Annotated in this window: 17 protein-coding genes; 6 read left to right on the forward strand and 11 right to left on the reverse strand. The window is 40.4% G+C overall.

Going from position 1 to position 19,169, the window contains the following annotated elements; all coding sequences use genetic code 11:
• The first annotated feature begins 75 nt into the window (after nt 1–75).
• The 5 genes from BMX11_RS14655 to BMX11_RS14675 all read left to right on the forward strand — a co-directional run bounded on the left by BMX11_RS14655 (nt 76) and on the right by BMX11_RS14675 (nt 6,271).
• The gene (locus BMX11_RS14655; RefSeq protein WP_090885542.1) at nt 76–393 is read left to right on the forward strand and encodes an alpha-L-fucosidase C-terminal domain-containing protein; all 318 of its coding nucleotides are present in this window, start codon (nt 76–78) and stop codon (nt 391–393) included.
• Between the two features lie 36 nt (nt 394–429).
• A complete protein-coding gene (locus BMX11_RS14660) occupies nt 430–1,872 on the forward strand; it encodes a hypothetical protein (protein ID WP_090885544.1) in 1,443 nt (480 codons plus the stop codon).
• Nucleotides 1,873–2,030: 158 nt separating this feature from the next.
• Complete coding sequence (locus BMX11_RS14665) at nt 2,031–3,539, forward strand: alpha-L-fucosidase (RefSeq protein WP_245738674.1); 1,509 nt, start codon at nt 2,031–2,033, stop codon at nt 3,537–3,539.
• Between the two features lie 264 nt (nt 3,540–3,803).
• Nucleotides 3,804–5,000: a glycoside hydrolase family 88 protein gene (locus tag BMX11_RS14670; protein WP_090885548.1), complete on the forward strand. Its 1,197-nt coding sequence runs from the start codon at nt 3,804–3,806 to the stop codon at nt 4,998–5,000.
• An 8-nt stretch (nt 5,001–5,008) separates the two neighbouring features.
• Nucleotides 5,009–6,271: a DUF2264 domain-containing protein gene (locus BMX11_RS14675; RefSeq protein WP_090885550.1), complete on the forward strand. Its 1,263-nt coding sequence runs from the start codon at nt 5,009–5,011 to the stop codon at nt 6,269–6,271.
• A gap of 65 nt (nt 6,272–6,336) precedes the next feature.
• On the opposite strand, the gene BMX11_RS14680 is transcribed toward BMX11_RS14675, so the two are convergent.
• From BMX11_RS14680 to tssD, 11 genes are all read right to left on the reverse strand, one after another.
• Nucleotides 6,337–6,927: a hypothetical protein gene (locus BMX11_RS14680; RefSeq protein ID WP_090885552.1), complete on the reverse strand. Its 591-nt coding sequence runs from the start codon at nt 6,925–6,927 to the stop codon at nt 6,337–6,339.
• Nucleotides 6,928–6,933: 6 nt separating this feature from the next.
• Nucleotides 6,934–7,731 (reverse strand): hypothetical protein, encoded by a 798-nt coding sequence (locus BMX11_RS14685; RefSeq protein WP_090885554.1) that lies wholly within the window; start codon nt 7,729–7,731, stop codon nt 6,934–6,936.
• 225 nt (nt 7,732–7,956) lie between these two features.
• Nucleotides 7,957–8,973, reverse strand: coding sequence for a hypothetical protein (locus tag BMX11_RS14690; protein WP_090885556.1), 1,017 nt, complete (start codon nt 8,971–8,973; stop codon nt 7,957–7,959).
• Between the two features lie 2 nt (nt 8,974–8,975).
• The gene (locus tag BMX11_RS14695) at nt 8,976–11,984 is read right to left on the reverse strand and encodes an OmpA family protein (protein WP_090885557.1); all 3,009 of its coding nucleotides are present in this window, start codon (nt 11,982–11,984) and stop codon (nt 8,976–8,978) included.
• A gap of 17 nt (nt 11,985–12,001) precedes the next feature.
• Nucleotides 12,002–12,478: a DUF4280 domain-containing protein gene (locus BMX11_RS14700; protein ID WP_090885559.1), complete on the reverse strand. Its 477-nt coding sequence runs from the start codon at nt 12,476–12,478 to the stop codon at nt 12,002–12,004.
• 15 nt (nt 12,479–12,493) lie between these two features.
• A complete protein-coding gene (locus tag BMX11_RS14705) occupies nt 12,494–13,486 on the reverse strand; it encodes a hypothetical protein (protein WP_090885561.1) in 993 nt (330 codons plus the stop codon).
• Nucleotides 13,487–13,498: 12 nt separating this feature from the next.
• Nucleotides 13,499–14,914: a phospholipase effector Tle1 domain-containing protein gene (locus tag BMX11_RS14710; protein WP_090885563.1), complete on the reverse strand. Its 1,416-nt coding sequence runs from the start codon at nt 14,912–14,914 to the stop codon at nt 13,499–13,501.
• Nucleotides 14,898–16,004 (reverse strand): DUF2931 family protein, encoded by a 1,107-nt coding sequence (locus BMX11_RS14715; RefSeq protein ID WP_090885565.1) that lies wholly within the window; start codon nt 16,002–16,004, stop codon nt 14,898–14,900. Before BMX11_RS14715 ends, BMX11_RS14710 begins: the two co-directional genes overlap by 17 nt.
• The gene (locus BMX11_RS24330; protein WP_175474569.1) at nt 16,001–16,174 is read right to left on the reverse strand and encodes a hypothetical protein; all 174 of its coding nucleotides are present in this window, start codon (nt 16,172–16,174) and stop codon (nt 16,001–16,003) included. Before BMX11_RS24330 ends, BMX11_RS14715 begins: the two co-directional genes overlap by 4 nt.
• A gap of 2 nt (nt 16,175–16,176) precedes the next feature.
• The gene (locus BMX11_RS14720) at nt 16,177–18,039 is read right to left on the reverse strand and encodes a type VI secretion system Vgr family protein (protein ID WP_090885567.1); all 1,863 of its coding nucleotides are present in this window, start codon (nt 18,037–18,039) and stop codon (nt 16,177–16,179) included.
• A 346-nt stretch (nt 18,040–18,385) separates the two neighbouring features.
• Nucleotides 18,386–18,781 carry a type VI secretion system tube protein TssD gene (tssD, locus tag BMX11_RS14725; RefSeq protein ID WP_090885570.1) on the reverse strand — a complete coding sequence of 132 codons (396 nt, stop codon included), beginning with the start codon at nt 18,779–18,781 and terminating at the stop codon, nt 18,386–18,388.
• Nucleotides 18,782–18,962: 181 nt separating this feature from the next.
• Here tssD and BMX11_RS24530 point away from each other — a divergent pair.
• The coding region (locus BMX11_RS24530; RefSeq protein WP_217643808.1) for a hypothetical protein at nt 18,963–19,169 on the forward strand (207 nt) is incomplete at its 3' end.

The raw sequence follows: 19,169 nt of genomic DNA on the forward strand, positions 1-19,169 counted from the left end.
TGGATAGGCAGTCGACGCTTGGTAACTGCAATGCAAACGAAATCATCATCAAAGTACCCATTAGATTATATTAATATGTCTGCCACGCATAAACCTAAATCTGCATTAACTGAACTGAGACAGTCGGTTGATATTAGAACACTGGAGCCCATTATATTTTATTCTGGGAAGAGTGATGAATTACACATTCATTTAGGTGAGTTGGATAGAGGTGAGTTGATTATTAAGTCGCTTTCGAAGAAAATGATGCAGGTGGAGGAGGTGACTTTATTGGAGAATGGCGAGAGGTTGGCGTGGAAACAAGATTTAAAAGGACTAAAAGTAGTGGTTCCTAAATCTGTAAATGAGGTGCTCGGTAACGAACACCCCATTATTATTAAAATCAAATTTTAAACGTTTACCCAGCTAACCTTAAACAATAAATTAAGTATGAAAAACAGAAGAAAAAACCAGCTTCGCCTCAGCCTGCTCTTTATGATTACAGGCACATTGATCATTAATGCCTGTAAAAAGGCACCAGCAACCGAAGCGGAAACCTTTAGCACCAAGCTAAATACCTTAGACCTTGCTGGAAGTACGCCCCCATCATTTGTAACCAACAGTAAAAATCTAAATATCGTGATGTTTGTGCCGACAGATAATCCGGCATTGCCCGATTATAAAACACGGTTAACCGCTTTATTTACACATTTTCAGACCTGGTTGCACACCGAGATGCTGAGATATGGTTATGATAAGTACATGGGATTAGCCAAGGTTGATTCGACCAGTCTGGTTAGGTTTATTGAAATACCTGCCGCAGGTCCACAGGCAGATTATCCCTATTCATCCAGTGTATCGGCAGCTAAAATTCTGAATGAAATTAATGCATACAAAGCTACACATGCATCAGCGTTTTCCAACTCATCGCACATGCTGATTTTATTGCCACAGAGAACCGATGGTGGCGACCAGCCATTTTACGGCTGGGGCAAAAACTGTTTTGCACTGGATAACGCGAATATGGCAGTAGATAAAATCCCGAATCCGAACTCAAATTATTTAGGTGGAATGCTGCACGAACTTGGTCATGGCTTAAATCTTCCACACGATCATGCCAAATATGCATCAGAGCAACCCACATTAGGCACCTCACTAATGGGCTCGGGAAATGTTACCTTCAGTAAGGGCCAGCCTACTTTTTTAACAGAGGTTGATGCTGCGATTTTGAACCGCAACGAGATTTTTCAAAATCCATTGCCAACAGAAATACCTTACGAAAGTGCAACTACAACCATTAATGCAAATGCCACTTATAACAGTACTACGCAGGCCTTTAATTTATCGGGCAGCTTTACCAGCAATAAAGAGGTTACCGATATCTTAGTTTACATGGATCCCAATGTTAATAATGAGGGAACAGGCGCGAACAAAGATTACAATGCTGTAACCTGGAGATTTACCCCGGGAACTGGAAATACCATTTCCGGAACCATTCCATTGACTGAGCTTTATTATAAAACTAATGAGCCTTACGAGTTAAAAGCGAAGCTATTGCTTAAAAATGGAAATGTAATTACGCAAACCTATACTTTCTCCTTTTTAAATGGCGTACCACAAATTGGTGCAAATGGTTCAGCCAAATTCTTCCAAAATGCAAGCTATGGCGGCTATGGCGTATCTTTACCTGTAGGCGAATATACTACAGCCGATTTAGTTAGCTTAGGGATAAGCAATAATGATGTATCATCCGTTAACGTAGGCCTGGGGGTAAAAGTAATTATGTATGATGGCGATAACTTTACCGGAACCAGCATTACGCTAACTTCATCGAGTTCTTACACCTCTACTTTTAACGATAAAGCATCGTCAATAAAAGTGATTGCACTATAAAATATTCAGGCTTTGCCAACTCGACTGGGTAGTTGGCAAAGCATTAAAAGTTAATTAATACCAATGAAATTGATGATTACCATTCTTTTGGTAGAAGAAAAATTAAACTAAGCACTCAGAAACTTAAATTAAATCCAGCACACCAAAGGAACAATTACATGATGAAAAATATATTAAAATACGTACTACCTGCATTTTGTATACTCTTTACAGCAAATGATGCGGATGCCCAACAGTGGTCGGGCCCTAAACGCAAGCCAGAGAAACCCATCGAGGTGAAATATGGCTCTTTAACGCCAGCTAACCGTACAGATGCAACAATGGAGGCCTTCAGGAATTATGGTTTGGGCCAGTTTATTCATTGGGGAGTTTATTCTTTAGCAGGTAATGAATGGGAAGGGGTTAGTGCCCGTGGAGGTGCAGCGGCATCCGAATGGATCCGCTCCTGGTCGGGACCAACAGCACCAAAAGATTGGAAAAACACCTATGATAACCTTTATAAGCAATTTAATCCGAAAGATTTTGATGCTAAACGCTGGGCTAAGCAAGCCAAAGATATGGGCGCAAAGTACGTCATCTTTACCACTAAACACCACGATGGGTTTGCCCTTTGGCCAACCAAATACTCTGACTATAACATTTCTAAATCTCCTTATAAAAAGGATATCGTAAAACAAGTGGTAGATGCCTATACTGCCGAGGGAATTGATGTGTATTTATATTTTTCTATTCTGGAGTGGAACAACCCAAACTACATGGGTAAGGCACCTCAAACCGATGAGGAAAAAAGGAAATTCGATAAATTTTTACATTATACACGCAACCAGTTATTAGAGCAATTAAAAAATTACCCTCAAATAAAGGGCTTTTGGTTTGATGGAACCTGGGATGCTTCATGGAAGAGTGCCTATGAGTTTACCTATAACCTGGAAAAAGAACTGCGGGAGAAACACCCTGGATTAATTATTGGCTCACGTTTTCGCAATGACGAGCATGGCTCCCGCCATTTTGATTCGAACGGCAATATGCTGGGCGATTATGAACAAGGCTGGGAACGTAAACTGCCAGTCGAATTTGAATGGCTGGAAGGGCATGATTGGGATGCCGTAATGACGATTCCACCAAATGGTTGGGGGTATATGAAAGACTGGTCTGGAATTTACACCAAAACTACCGATGATTTGCTCGATATGCTGATGCGTTCCAGATCTATGAATGGCAATTTCGTTCTAAACTTTGGCCCTGATGGAAACGGAAATATGCACCCTGAAGAAGATAAAATTGCAAAGGAAATTGGAGAATGGGTAAAGCAAAATGCTGAAGCCATTTATAATGTTCGCCACGCAGCATTGACTCCCTCAAAACTCGGTTACTTCACTCAAAAAGGTGATCAACTGTATTTAACTGTTTTCAACAGGCCTGTAAACAATATAGTGCGGATTGCCGCACCTAAAAATGCACAGCAAGTGCCAACTACTGCCGAGCTTTTAGTGGGTGGAGAAAAGCTGAATTTGAAACCAGCAGACATTGGACTGGACTTAGACAAGAACACTTATTATGATGTAATACTTCCCAAGGGTTTTGTGTCTGATCGTGCTTTCGTGCTAAAAATGAAATTGGGTACTCCCAAATCTAAATCGGCCAGGCTAATGGATGCCAAGATGTAATGGATAAGTGACGAAAAACACAGATTTTCTAACTTTTCGTTTAAGATTATCATCTTTTTTCGGCAGGTAAAAGCACAGTTTTGCTACGATAGACGAATTATAGAATTATAGAATGAGTGAATGAGTGAATGATCGAGTGAGTGAATGAATGGAATGTGCACGATTTAAAATTCCTTCATTCAAAACTCAGTCATTCGATACGCAGTTATTCCATCATTCAAAATTCACTCATTCAAAATTTAAAACCACAAAACCCATAAGAATATGAAGAAATTATTGTTTACCGTATGCTTTCTGGTAGCTGCCGGAATAGCTGGTGGGCAAAAGGCGAATGGAGAAAAAGAACCCATGGGAAGCCTCATTGATAAACAGTTTAAACTCGCTCAAAAACAATATCAGCTGTTGGCTAAAAATACACCGGCCAACCGGATGCCAAAAACCTATTATCCTAATTCAAAGAAACTAGAAAGTAGCGACACCCAGTGGTGGTGTAGTGGATTTTATCCAGGCTCGCTCCTCTATATTTACGAATACACTAAAGATCCTGAAACCCTGGCAGAAGCTCAAAAACGCTTAGCTATTTTGGAAAAGGAAAAGCATTATACCGGTAATCACGATCTTGGATTCATGATGTTTTGTAGCTTCGGTAATGCTTACAGAATTACTAAAAATGAAGTGTATAAACCTACAATAGATACTGCAGCTGCCTCTTTAATCACTCGCTATCGCCCGGGTGCAAAAGTTATCCAATCCTGGAATTCGAGCAAGAAATGGAGAGGGCCTGTTATTATTGATAACCTCATGAATTTAGAGCTTTTACTTTGGGTAGCGGCTCATGGTGGTGATGAAAAATACCGTAAAATTGCAATAGAACATGCCGATGCAACGATGAAAAATCATTTTAGAAAGGATTACAGTTCTTACCACGTGGTAGATTATGATATGAATACCGGGAAGGTCATTAAAAAAGGCACCTCACAAGGTGCGGCAGATAGTTCTGCCTGGAGCAGAGGTCAGGGTTGGGCACTTTACGGTTATACCATGATGTATCGTTTTACCAAAAACAAGCAATATTTGGAATTTGCAAAAAACATAGCCAGGTTTATATTAAATAACCCAACAATGCCTCATGATCAGGTTCCATACTGGGATTTTAACGCCCCTGGAATACCCAACACCTATAAAGATGCATCAGCAGCAGCTGTTATTGCCTCCGCATTTTTGGAGCTGGGCCAATATACCAAGGGAAAAGAAAAAACAGCTTATGTAAGCCATGCAGAGCAGATGATAAGATCACTCTCTTCGGCAGCTTATACCGCCAGGGAGGGCGATAATGGAGGTTTCCTGCTCATGCACAGTACGGGAGCCCTGCCTTTAAAATCGGAAGTGGATGTGCCTTTGAGCTATGCCGATTATTATTATTTGGAAGCCTTATTGCGCTATAAAAACTGGTATCTGTAAAAAACGACATGGAAAGAAGAAAATTTATAGGAGCCCTTTCCTTAACAGGAATGTTAGGGGTTATAGATCCTAAAGAAGTAGTAGCTATTGCTGGAAACAATGAACAACTAAAGCTTGAAAAAGCTGGCAACGACAGGACTTACTGGTATAAGCTGCTGTATAAAATGGCCAATCCGGTAGTATCTAATCTGGCAAATGGAACGTTGGTCAAAAACATGCCTTTAATCACTTCTCCTACATTTGATTCACGCACTCCTGCGGTATCTTATTTAGAAGCGGTTGGCCGTTGCTATGCGGGTATTGCTCCATGGTTAGCTTTGCCAGATGACCACACAGAAGAAGGAATTTTAAGAAAAAAACTCCGCTTAGATGCCATTAAAGGATTAGATAGCTGCTTTGCTCCCAATAGTCCTGATAAACTTAATTTCGCTAAAGATCATCAGCCGATTGTAGATGCGGCATACTTAGCACAAACTTTTTTAAGAGCACCAGAAGCACTTTGGAAGCCGCTAAAGTCAGAAACAAAAGAAGCTATAATTACAGCTTTCAAATCTTTACGAAATCGAAAACCCTTTAAGAGCAACTGGCTATTGTTCGGTTCCATTACCGAAGCCTTTTTGCTTTCCATTGGAGTGCCTCATGATGAAGCCCGTTTAAATGAAGGGGTAGATAAACTTAACGAGTGGTACAAAGGTGATGGCTGGTATGGTGATGGGCCAAACCTGGCTTTCGATTACTATAATTCCTTTGTTATTCATCCCATGATGGTAGATACACTTGCCGTAATGCTGAGTAAGGGGCTGGTAAAAGCAGAGCGATATGATTTGGCTTTAAAACGCATGCAACGTTATGCGCTGGGCCAGGAACGTATGATTTCTCCGGAAGGTACTTACCCACCAATCGGACGTTCAATTACTTATAGAACGGGTGCCTTTCAGGCGCTGGCACAAGTGGCATTGATGAAAAAATTGCCTAATACAGTATCTCCGGCACAAGTACGCTCGGCTTTAACCAAAGTGAAGCAAAACATGTATGATACTCCAGGTACGTTCGATAAAATGAACTGGCTACAATTAGGTTTTTGTGGACACGATCCCGAAATAGCCGATTACTATACCTCTACAGGAAGTTTATACATGGCAACCTTATCATTTTTGCCTTTAGGTTTACCTGCAACTGATGAATTCTGGTCAGCACCAGCTGCAGATTGGACAGCGAAAAAAGCCTGGGCTGCAAAAACATTTCCTAAAGATTACCACGTAGATTTTTAAATAAGTAAAGCAGAAATGGATAAGATGCTGTAAGTCATTTAGTACCTTATCCATTTCCTGTTAAGTTATTTCACCGGCCATTTGGCATAGGTAGAAAGTGTTTTAAACTTTCCGTTTACCTTGCCAAACACAAAGCCGAAATAGCTCTCGGCCTGGGTATTGCTTTCGGGATACTGCATGTAGGCTTCATACATTTTACTTCCCGGATCAGTTAACTTTTTTAGGGATCGGTAATAAATTTCATCAGTTTTATCGTCTATTTCCGAAAGGTTATCTTCCTTGCAAAGGGGAAGCAACCGCATCACATCTGCATTAAAAATAGCGGTTTTATATTGATTAAACTCAGTTGTGCTAATGGCATCACTGGCTGCGCCAAGCCCATTGGCAGCTTCTTTATGACTGGTATAAAAGGGGAAGTTTAACAGTGGGGCCACATTATTAACATTCTTCTTTTTAAGACTTTCTTTAAGTGACGTGAAAAGTTTTCTAAATTCTTCCTCATCTCCCGAATCGGCCTTTTTTACTGTTGCGGATAAGGTGCTTGCCTTTTGTTGATTGGCATGAACCACCTTTTGCTGTCCCTTCCCATTTTCTGTAGTACAGCAAATAAGAATTGGCAACAGAAATGCGGAGGTAATTAATTTGATTATTTTCATATCTGGCTAGTGTCTGGGAATGTAAATCAGGGTTCTTTCTTCCATACGCTTTAAAATAACGGCCGCCCCCATTTGTTTGGATACGGCTTCAGCATCAAATTTACCATCTGAAACATATTTTCCTTTTACATACTGATCGGAATAGCTCCATAAATAAGGCGAGTTAATGCTGTGGTATTTGTAATACCCAAAACCATTGTATGCTTCCAGTTTACGCAAAACAGTAGGTAGGTTCCAGTTAGAAATTTCGTGAAATTTCATGAGTTTCAAAGCATCAACGGCACTCTCTTCAAAGGTAAAGGGTGGGCCATGACCTACTTTAGGCCGGTTTGCAGGAACCCTTACGGTGTAACCGTTTAACGAATCGCCGTTGTGCAGGTGTTTTTTAAAGTCGAAACTACACTCTAAATAGTGTGCACAGGCAATGAAATACCAGGGTATCTGGCCCGATCCCAATGCGAAGTTGCTAAATGCACTATCGAAAAGGCTTTTCGGCTGTAAGGGGTTCTGGTTAAATAGGGCAAAAGAAGAGGCAATGGGTTGGCTGAGGTCAAATCGGTTAGTGGTTTGCAAGGCCGAACTTAAACCGAAGGTGCCGGCTAAAGGCTTTGAAAAATTTTTGCCTGCCACCTGATCGGAAATATCCTGATACCGGCTTTTATTGGCATTGATCTGATCGTCTATGGTTTTATCAATGGTTCCAATTTTGGTGGTATCAATCACACAATTGTCGAACATTTTAATGTATTCGAGATCTGTAGGCTGCGAGGGTTTTGCTACTTTAAGCGTTTTCTTCTTTTTCATAGATCATGAAGCTTAATACAATAGATGATGATTGTCGAATGAGTATTTTATTTCTGTTATTTCGTCTTTACTTTAATTGTTAAAATAGCCAGTTGCTACCTGCTTTAAATGCCCAAATATCAAGCCAAAATAAAGTGTATCTTGTTCATTTTTAAATGTTAACGTGGCTTCTTGTTCTGGTGTTGTTGATAACTGATTTCCTGAACAAGCTGACTTTTTTTATCCTTACTTCACAATTTCAAACGTATTTTTCCCTTTCGGAATATATAAGTAGAGTTTTAGGAAAGTAGCTTCGGTACCACCTTTTTCATTTTTGCTTTTCCCCCAAATGGCCGATTCTTTTTTTAACCTTAAATCATTACTTACCTGTTCTAAGCTGGCAATTTTGCCATTTCCATATACGGCCAGGCGATAACCCGTTAATGGTTCTAACTTGAAGCTTGGGTTGTTAAATAAGGCCATATCATCATCAAAGGCCTCGGTAATGAAAGCTTTATCGAAATAGCCCGATTTAATCTGACTCACATTTGCCCCATAATTTAAGCGGAAATAATCATCTTGTTTTTTATCGCTGATGATTTTTGAATAGTATTGGTAAGCGGCCTCCGTTTGTTTGAGCAGTTGGTCCTGATCCATTTTACTCAGGTCTTTTCCCTCTTCCCAGCTTTTGATATCAAATGGAACTTTCGCCTCAAAATCAAAGGTATATTCATAATAATCTTTCTCTTCTCCCAAAAATGTTTTTCCATCTGGTTTGGTTGCCGCATGGTGCGTGAGAATTAATTTCTGGTTTTCAAAGTTATTGGAACTATCGGCGTTATTGCGTTCATACACTTCAATTTTCATTTTGGTGTAGCTGGTAAGCTTATCAAACGCATAACCATCAGAACGTTTCGTTTGTGGATAAAGCTTATAGGTAATGGTTTGTTTTCCTGAATGGCGAATGTAGTCGTTCAGGTTAATGGGCGACATGATTTGCCCATCTTCAAAGTAGTTGAATATTGGAATGTCATTAATCAGGATTTGAAAGAAACATTGATCGTGATTGACGTAGATATAGTACAGAGGTTCTTGTGAGAAGCGATTAATTTGCTTGATTTGTTGCTGAAGCGCGTTTGCAGCTGTAATTACTTCTTGATTAGAATCTGTAATGCTTGCTGTTGTATTGTCCATAGATTTGTTTTTTTGCTGGCAGGCTCCTAAAACCAAAAGAGAAAGGAGTAGGGTATATTTTAGTTTCATTGCTAGTTGTTCGTTTTGTAAAACAGGTTGATTTTTGCCATGGTAAAAGTATGCTCTCCAAATAGGTTAAACTCCGTATCTATTAAATTAGTTTCTGCATCATCGCCCCAGTCTTTTTTAGTTTGTTGCGAGCGTTTGGCGCTTAACCTAACTTTTCCTTTTATCCCCGAAAAATAGATTTTGTCTTCGTAATATAAACCATTGGCTTCATCGGCACCATAGGTTCGGGTATGCACCAAATGACTCGACATCTCTGCGGCAAATTTGGTATCTATCTGGGTATGGGTATTTCTAAAAAAGGTGGCGGCTACAAATGGTGCTACAGGAACGCAGCCTACTACATGTATTCTGCCTTTAATCATCAGCTGGGCTTCCATCTTAATGGCGCTATCGCCAATTACTTTTCCTGCACTGTTGCTTAAGCCCTGTTTCAGGGCATTTTTAATGCTCACCTTTCCTGCAAACTGCTCATGTGGTGCCGGCGCAGCAATCTTGATCTTGTATTCCTGGCTAATGCTTCCACTAAACATGATTCTGATTGCAGCATCATGACCCGCGCGATCAAGCAGTTCTTGTACACCCTTTCCTACCTGCTCTTTTGCTTTACCTCTACCCCAGTTTCTGGCGGTTTTATCAACGTTTCCACTTAAAGGATCGTTGTTGTCAATCTCTTCGTTTTTCAGGTCAGGATTATCCTTTACCAAAGCTTTGCTGATCAGGCTTTTCAGGCTCATCGACTTATCAAACTTGATCCCAATAACCGGATCAGCCTTTACATTGAATTCGGTGATGTAATGCACCAAACCATCTTTATATTTTTCTAAATAGGTGGCATAGGTAAAAGCTACTTTAGGAAAGATAAATTCAAAGCCTAAATCTTCTACTTTAGCCATTTTATCCTGGGCCTTTTTCAATAAGCGTACTGCTTTTTTAACTTTCGGAAGTTTTGCTGCGGCAGATTCTCCAAGCGTTAAGATGGCAATAATCAATTCAACAATCATCACCAGAATGGTAAGGGTTAAAATTCCCTTTTCAACTAAATCACGGTTGTTGTCGGTATAGTTTTCCAGCTCATTAAATTTACCGCCAACATAATTCCATTTTTTAGCATAGCCAATGCCGTACATCTCTGCCTCTGCAACAAAAAAGTCTATGGCCATTTGGGTAATCATCTTATAAGCTTCACCCATAGGGAAATAGGTAAGCACTTTTAAATACAGATCGATGTAATACTTAGCACGCTCATGTAAGCCTTTTATACCTTTGATTACAGAAATAGGCTCTGGTTTGCCCCGGTACACAATAGGATAATCACCGTCAAAATCGTACATGGCCTGTAAAATCCAAAGGGCATCGGTAAAAGCATTAATTACTAAGGTAGGTTTCTTGGTATCCGGAAAATAGGCACAGGAGTGAATGTCCAGCTCGTAACGATTGGGCTTTAGGCCAAGGGCCGAGGGAAACATATCACCTTCATGTGAAATGATCTGAAGCTTGGCTTCTTCGCCGTTTAAGGGTATATCTTTGGTGGCTTTACGGTCTGCCGTGATATTCACCAGCTCCGAATATTTAATTTTGGTATGGTCGTGTTGTTTTTTGCCATCTACAATAAGGAGGCACTTTTCTGTTTTAAAACCCTTTATAAACAGTGATAAATCAACGGGGATTTTATAGTTGGGGGTAATGGTATTGTAGAAAATCGTTCTTAGGTTATTCACCTTAAAAGTGAGGACTGTTTTCCTGTTGATTTTATGTATAGGTCTATCCTCATTGGTAATGTAATCGAACTGTTTAGCCCTGCGTTCGCCGTAATATTTAGCGGTGAGCTTATTTTTTACACCATTGGTATAAAAATGACTCAAAATGGCATTGGCCCTTTTTTCTGTTAGTTTATCGTTGTATTCGTAGCTTTTTCTGATATCGGCATAAGATTCTATGAGTACGCCAATTTGCGGGTTTTGCTTTAAATATTCGATCACATTTTTCAATAGCGGCTTGCTTTTATCCGGTACTTCATATTGATCGGTATCGTAAAACACACTCAGATTAAAAGAAAATTGTTGCTCTGCAATGCCTTGAGCCGCAGGGTTTTTGTCCAGAAATACCGTTTTAAGTGCTTCCCTGTCGTGGATGTTAATCTGCGAAAAAGTACATAGGTCATATTTAATAGGTTTTTTCTCTTCTTCGCCAATCGTAATAACCTTATTCCCTTTGGGAAGCGGAACCACCTTTGTAATCAGTTTTCCGAAACTATTTTTAATATGTAGATGGGTAGCATGTCGCAAATCGCCTTTTGGAGTGGTGTCTTTTACGTATCCTGTTGCCCCCTCATAGGTAAGCATGATGTAGAAGCGTTCAATGGGTTTTTCGGCCCCAATTTCTTTTCTCCATTGCAATACATCCTGATGAGAGATATGAACATCCAATATGCCATTAACACATTTTTGAGTGTATGTTTTACTTATTTTCTGATCGTCGTTGCCAAAAAAGTTTACCTCACAATTGTAAATATGAACGGTACAATTGTATCCATTTAATCCCTCTAGTTCCAGGTGCAGGTGAAGCGGTACATTGTACTGTGTAGGGTTTCCAACATGAATTTGCTTGTTGTTGTTTTCAATGTCTTCCTTCCAGTAAGAGCTCACTACCCGCGGTGGGCTGTATGCACGAACGTATAAGCCGGTAGTACCCGATAAATCTTTAAAACCTGTTAAGCTTGCTTCTACGTAATAAGATACCTTACCTGCCTGTGCCTTCGAAATATTCAGGGTGTAGGCTGAATTGGCTGGCCGTGCGCTTTTATAATAATCTACCTTTCTATCTGCAGATTGCCTGATCCAGGTAACTTCTTTTTTCTTATCGGCTTCGGTTGTTCCCGGAAACCATTCTCCCACCACGAAACCAAGCGTAGAACCGCCCTCCACTACCACAGAATAATTGGGTTGCGATTTCTCTTTATGCACTTTGCCTTGTCCGTTCCAGGCAATTTTTTTTACACCTTTTTTAGCCATTTCTTTCCTCAGTTAAATTATCCGTCAATTACTCCGCTGTCATCAGGTATTGTTTCGGTCATTTCTTTTGGTGTGATCATTGGGTTAAGGGTTTTTTGAACCTCATCATTGGTGTTGTCGAAATTTTGTGCCGTTGGCTCTGCCATTTGCCCGTGTTTAACAATTTTAATGCAATCAGGTCCACCTATTGGGCAGGTTGCCTTGGAGGTTTCTAATAATATTTGCCCGCCATTGTCTAAAACAGTGTCTTCATAAAAATCTGCCCATTTGGTTACCGTTATGGTGCAAGGCAAATTGTTTTTCTTGGAGCAACTGCCAAAGGTATTTTTCTCGAATGTGGTGCCAATATCCTTATGGGTAGCGATAGGTTTTTTGCTACCGTTATCATCATTGGCATAATCTTTTTTGTTCGTTAAAACCTTCAGATGATCGGGGCTGGTTCCAAAATTGCATAAGCACATGGCGCCTTGTACTACAATATGTTTTTCTGCCATAGTATTATTTCTTATTTAAAACCATTTATCCCAAAAACTATTGCGTTTCTTTCTTTCATTCCCATCTAACACGATGAGGTTTTCTATCGCCTCACTGGAGCTTCCTTTAACCAGTTTGCCTTGCTCTTCCTCACCCAGCATAAAGAGCTTCAGGTTAATATCTCTATCCTTCCTTTCCCTCCATTCCCAGCTGGCAATGATTATTTGTATGGCCTTTGAAACAGGGTTTAAGATATATTTCGCGTTATAGGTTGCTCTATTTTCCTGGCTTTCTGCCTGCTCCAACAGACCATGATGTTCAAGCTCAATGGCTCCAAAATGATTGGTTAATTCGTTTACCTGCTCAATGGTATGGTAACCAGATGTCATGGGTTCCAGATTGGGAAAAGTAAGCTGCGTTTCAATCCTCAGGCTTTCCGTATAACTTTTATAAATGGCCTGAAAATAAACCTGGATAAACCAATCATCACGCAAGCAAATCTGAATTGCACCATCATCTGCAAGCTTTTCATCCATAAGTTGAAGGTATCTTGTGGTAAAATCTCCTTCAAAATACGCTGTTACTGCTGCCCGTACAGTTGGCCATCGTTTTCTAATTTCTCCCAGGTTTTGGATGGATAAGAATTTCCCTTCTTTATTGGCCTCAATGGTTAGGGGATAAAATACTTTTCCCACTTCGTAAGCCAGTTGATCGGCAACCAGTTCAGGTGTAAGCTCATTGATATAAACGGGGCTTCTGCGTTCCAGTTTGTAGAGCAAGGTATTTTCAGGGGTTTGCCCCAGATAGGTAACCGCCAGTTCATATTTTATTTCATTTGCCGTATCTCCATCTCCAAATAAAATGGTTAGGCCATAGTGTCTTGTTTCGCCATTTTTATTCAGTTTCCTCAACAAACTGAAGTTGTGGTCGAGCGGAAAGGGCTGGTTGAATCTTTCATCCCTTAAGTTAACAGGAGCTAAGGCTTCTGGTTGATGGTGTTCATCGGTAAGCAAACTTCTCTGGTTCATAACAACTGGAAATTAATAAGTAGCTCTCACTCGGTTTGGGGTTGGATCCATTCCAATCCAATCATAATTGGCCGACCAATGCAGATATTTATTGCGCAACAATCTCAGGTCTTTCTGCTCTTGTAGCTCCTGCTGATAAGTTGCAAAGCGTGGATCATTGGATTTAATGCCCTTATATCTTTCATGGATGTCTTTAAACCACTTAAACGTATAGGTTTTACCGCCTTTAAAAACATAGTTGTTCAATTTGGTATTTACCCTTGCCAGCAGCGGGTCTTTAGAAAAGTTGTACTTGGCAGATAAGGTACCTTTGTTGATGGGCTTGGGCTGTCCGCTGGGGCCGTTTTTGGCATAGTAAGCCAGGGCGTAATCAACCATCATGTGTAAGGGAATGTAGCTGTAAATGTGGCTTACTGATTCCCGATCGCCATATAGTTTGTGATTCGGTCCAAAAAAGCCTACGCCTAGCTCTTTTTCGGTGTACCAGCCCTGTTGTATTAGTCTTTCTTTTTCTTTGGCTAATTCGGCTTTTGAGCCGTTAATAATTTCATCTACATATTCTCTGCCGGTAGAGTAGCTGCCGCCAATATCGCAGTGTACGCCGGGCAATGATTTTTCTAATCCGCTATGCACATGTGTTAATGCAAAATTTTCGCGGTGTTCATTTTCGGCAGTTAAGTGCAAAATGCATTTCGCCTTGGCAATATTGTTTAACTCCAGCTCTGCTACGTCGTTGGTAAAGTCGTGGTTTAATGCCTGTCTGGAATATACCGATGTTGCACGTGGCTCATAAGAAGAAACAGTATCGTAAACACCCAAAAATCTGATCTCCAATTGCAAAAGTTTAATGCCCCTGTTTTTAAGGAAATTGCCTAAATAACCATATGCAGCGGTAGGCTTGGGTTGCTTAATTTCGGGTTTGCTCAGTTGTGCCACAAAATGCCTTGCTGCGGTAGCCCCGCGACTGAAACCAAAAACATCTACTGTTAGTTTGGCAATGGTTTTACCCATAGGCAGCTTTTCACTTAGCAGCCTGCATCCTTTTTCCACCAATTTAGCCACACCAGTTTCTCCTGTACCCAGGGCGTAGCCCAGACTATCATCGCCTTTATTATCGGTGGTCCCAATCCCTTCTATATAAATCCTTTGGCTACTGGCATATCCCTCCCAAATTCGGGCTACATTGCTGTATTCATTTTGATAACTACTCTTTTCATCACTCTTGCCGTATTTTTTGTAGGCAGTAGCTTTTTCTTTATTGGCATCGCTTAATACGGCACCATTACTTTGTTTGTTATACTGCTGGCGGCCCTCGGTATTGGTTTTATTATTTAGTGTGCCATCGAAAAACATTCCAAAAGAATATTCGGGGGCATTCGTTTTACTGGTTTTTGGTGTGTAAGACCCAAACTTAGTGCTCGTTGCCATAATCTTGCAATTGAAATTGAAACTGTTGAATTGGGAACACTTTTGCCTGTTGTTCCAAATTCATGCTGATTGTTTTATTCTTTGGATTAATTTGAAGAATAAGGTGGCTGGCCACATTTTTATCTAACTGTTTTTGATAGAGCTGATTAATTTCATTGCGATCAAAATCTAAGGGAATGGGCGTTCTGGTGCCATTTTTTTGCATTCGGGATAGATATTCACGATCGTTGGTAATTACCGTATCAAACCAATATTCATTGGTACCATCCGTAAATTTTCCCGATAACAGGTATGGAATCGCACGGTTGGCCGGGGCCAAAGCATTGTTTTCTGTTGGAGTGTATTCCTTTTCTCCATTGCACATCATCAACTGCAAAAATTTTAAGGTATAACCCGCCGGAAGTATCACTTTGGGCTGCCAGTTGTATTTCTGAGGGTAAATGTTCGTGTATAAACTGGCTTCAGGGTAGCCTGTCGCTCTGATTTTTTCCTGCGTTTCGGGTGCAATTACATTCGGATTTTGTAAGCTTTCTTCCACATATTTTTTGGTAAACATGTACTTATCTTCCTCAGCCACTTTGGCGGTATCTATGTGTGTATCTTTAGCCACGAAATGAGCTACTTCTGCCTGGTTGCCATCTCCTGCAACCCACAGGCTTACCTGTCCTTTTGGTGCTAAACCAACCACAATGCTTTTGTAGGTGTTTCTTTTTTTCGGATCTACAATATCTGCATATCCCTTTTTAAATAAGGCCAGCAACTTTTCTTTAGGGAGTTGGAATTGCCCGGAATAGACCTTCTTTTCAACAAAGGAAATCCAGGTTAAGCCCAGAAAATCGGGTAGGTTTTTGGTGTCTGGTCCTACTGAAACTGTACCACCTTCATTTCCCCAGCCCGGAGCTATAATTCCCCAATGCTCGAAGTTTTGACCAAAACCCTCGCCAGATAATTCTCCTTCTACTACTTCTATCGGGTATTCTTCGGGAGCAGATAAGGTACCCGTCCAATCAAATTTTTCGTCCATATTTTTTGCCTTGCAACTGATGAGTGTTAAGGTGATTAAGAAAAGTAACTTGTAATTCAGCTTCATGATTTGTTCCCTCTGCCAACAATTTTTTTATTGCATGCCAACACGAGGTTGTTCTGAAAAGCTTCTATATTAACCTGATCGGCAAGTTTTTGCAGCTTTTTATCAACCTGTAGGTGATAGGCGGTATGAACAGTTATGGTCATGTTGTTAGCACGTTTGTTAATGGCCATGGTTAAAATAATTTAGATTTTTCTGCACTGTTAATCTCTACAATCTTCCCGCTTTGCAGGGTCATGTTTTCTTTCTGACTGAAAACGCTGATCTCACTGGCCAGTTCATTAGAGGTTTCCGATTGGCGAAGGAAATCTTTGCTTACAATTTCGGTTCGGTTATCCGAATTTTCCTGAATATCACCTGTTGCTGTTAAAGAGAAATTATTGCCGGCAGAAGTGGTAATGTCTTTCCCAACCGATACGGTTTGGTTGTCGCCCACATTAACAGATTGTTCTTTTCCTACCTGAACCGCCATGTTTTCCTGAACGTTTATCTGCATATTCTTGCAGTTTAGCGTCATGTTTTCTAAAGCCGTAATGGTGATGTTGTTGCCTTTGGTATCGATGTGGATGATGTTGCTGTTAATGTCGGTGATTTTGATGCCTTGTGTGCCTTCATTGTCATCAAACTCTATTAAATGCCCGCTCCTGGTCGTGATGCTTTTCAGGTGATTCTTAATTTGCGGATTACTGTCTACATTGCTGCTGTGGTAAATACTGCCAATAATTACCGGGCGCGCAATATTACCCTCCTCAAAGGCAACCATTACCTGATCTCCAATTTCGGGAATAGCAAAGAAGCCACGATTCGCACCACGATCTCCAATCCCCGCATTCGGGCTAACTACCCGCAGCCATTCAGTTGTGTCGTTGGTCAGGCATTCCCATTTTAACTTTACCTTAATGCGTCCTTGTCCGGCAGGGTCGTTGTTGTCTTCAACCTCTGCCAATTGCATATCAGGGGCGGGCTTATCAAAGTTTTTAACTAAAATGCGTTCTGTGGTCGATACTAAGCCCTCAAAGGTATTGTGGTATTTGCCGGTGCCATCTACGTGATGGTTGATGTTGGTGATGAGGAATTTGCCCAGGCTTTCGGTAACAAAGGCCAGCTCTTTCCTAATACTCATGGTAATTTCTGCAATGCACCCAATAGACAGCTCTGCATTATCACCACTGGCATTTACTTTCAAAAGGTCTGAAATTTGTGCTTTCTCCTGGTTTTCTACCAAACTGCTAATGTCTCCGTGGTTATCTACCCGAATGAGTGCCGGCTGGTTATAGGTTTTGCTATACATGGCATTTGAAGCCTGTACGGCATGAACCAAATCAGGATTTCCGCTGGCTTTACCGGTACTTTCGCTATGCAGCATGGTATCTTGCTTGGCACTATAGGCAAAACGTTTATATTTTATCGGAGCCACCTCCATGGCGTATTGAAGGTTGTGCACATCGCGCCCGTAAAAAAGGGACACTTCCTTTTGGTCATTGGGTTTTCCAAAATGAAGCTGCTTACCGTCATAAAATAACCATTCGTGGTATTCACCCGAAAGGCGGTTTAAGAATTCAAAATCGCTTTCCTTATATTGGATAATATAGTCGATAGTTGCACTGCGGGCGGCATTGGTTACTACTTTGAGGTCGTTTGCAGGCGTATCGCTGGTAGCAAGTTTCACAATTTCGTTTAAATCCTTTTCCAGGTAAGAACCCAGGTCTTCTCCGCGATCAATTAAAATTGTAGGGCTATATCCGCTTACAATCAAAATGCCGTGATAGCCATGGCTTTGAGCCAATTCTACCTTGGTAACCAGGCCTGCGAAGCTTTGAAGTTTATCCTGTGCATACCCAAAAGATGCAGTAAGGGTTTTACCTACAAAATCACGACTTTCGTCTAAATTGATCAATCCAGGTGCCCCCATAGGGTCGTGGTTAAAGCGTAATTCAAAGTAGTGATGCGCATTAAACTGCTGTTGCAGATTAAAGGAAGCAAAATGCCTGATAGCTTTACCTTCTATATTTATTTCTGTAATTAATTTTTTTTCCATGTTGATTTGCAGTCATTAACACTGTAATTACTTGAAAATCGGAGGCAGGAAAATACTTGTTCCGCTACCATAAAAATCACTACTACTAAATTCTTTTACGGTAGCCAAAATAAAGGCAAGGGTACTGACTTACGTGCCTGCTGTTTTTGCAGCGCTATAGGCCTGTACTGGAGTGGTATAAGGGAGATGTTAAGCATAGGTAGAGCTTTAATTTATTCTCTTTTACCAATTGATGGTTTATCACCAACCGAGTATGTATGAATTTAGATTGATAGTGTCAAAATCATTAACCAAATGAAGCGACCGGCTTAATACCAGCCGCTTGCAAAGGGTTTAATTTTTTCGATTATGCCTTAGGCCAATCGTTCTCGTGCTCGGCATTACCGAGTTTTAACTTACGCGCAGATACCACAAAACTTAGCGTCATTGGTGTTTTATCGTTCACTGCAATACCCTCACTGTATTGAATAATATAACCGTCTTCGAAAGATAGTTCCTTCATTTTCGAATCTTCTTCACCTTTCTTAAAAATGATTGTTCCTGAAAGGGGTTTATATTGGTTATTTACCATTGATTCGATAACAGATGTATCTTCAGTTGATTCGATTTCAATATGAATAGTACCGCCATAAACACCTGATGACGGGCGTCCTTTAGCGTCAACATCTCTGCTTAATGAGAAGCTGCATTGTAATACATCAAATTCTTTTGATCCTAGATTTAAACGGGTTTTAAATGCCATGTTAATGTGTTTTTGTAATTGAAGATAGTGTTTTTGGGGTACTTAGTATTAAGTAACAAGTAATAATGCGAATTAAGGGTCGGATTTAATTATAAAAATAGGCATAAAATAGCCTGGTTTATTTTTATAATAGCCTGATAATCAGTATATTTATAGTGTATTCGACGCACTGTAAAACCACATGATTAATCAGGCTAAGGCACTAAAATTAATAAAATTATACCAATATGTATGCGATAGGTATGAAATTGAACTGCAGTACCACTGCCAGCGGTTCACCAATAATAGTAGACCTGATTTTACCGATCAGGAAGTCATGACCATTTATCTATTTGGTATCTATGAGGAACAACGTTTCAAAATAAAACAGATCCATAAATTTGCCTCG

The organism is Pedobacter rhizosphaerae, from assembly GCF_900111155.1.
In the GTDB taxonomy this organism is placed as follows: Bacteria; Bacteroidota; Bacteroidia; order Sphingobacteriales; family Sphingobacteriaceae; genus Pedobacter; species Pedobacter rhizosphaerae.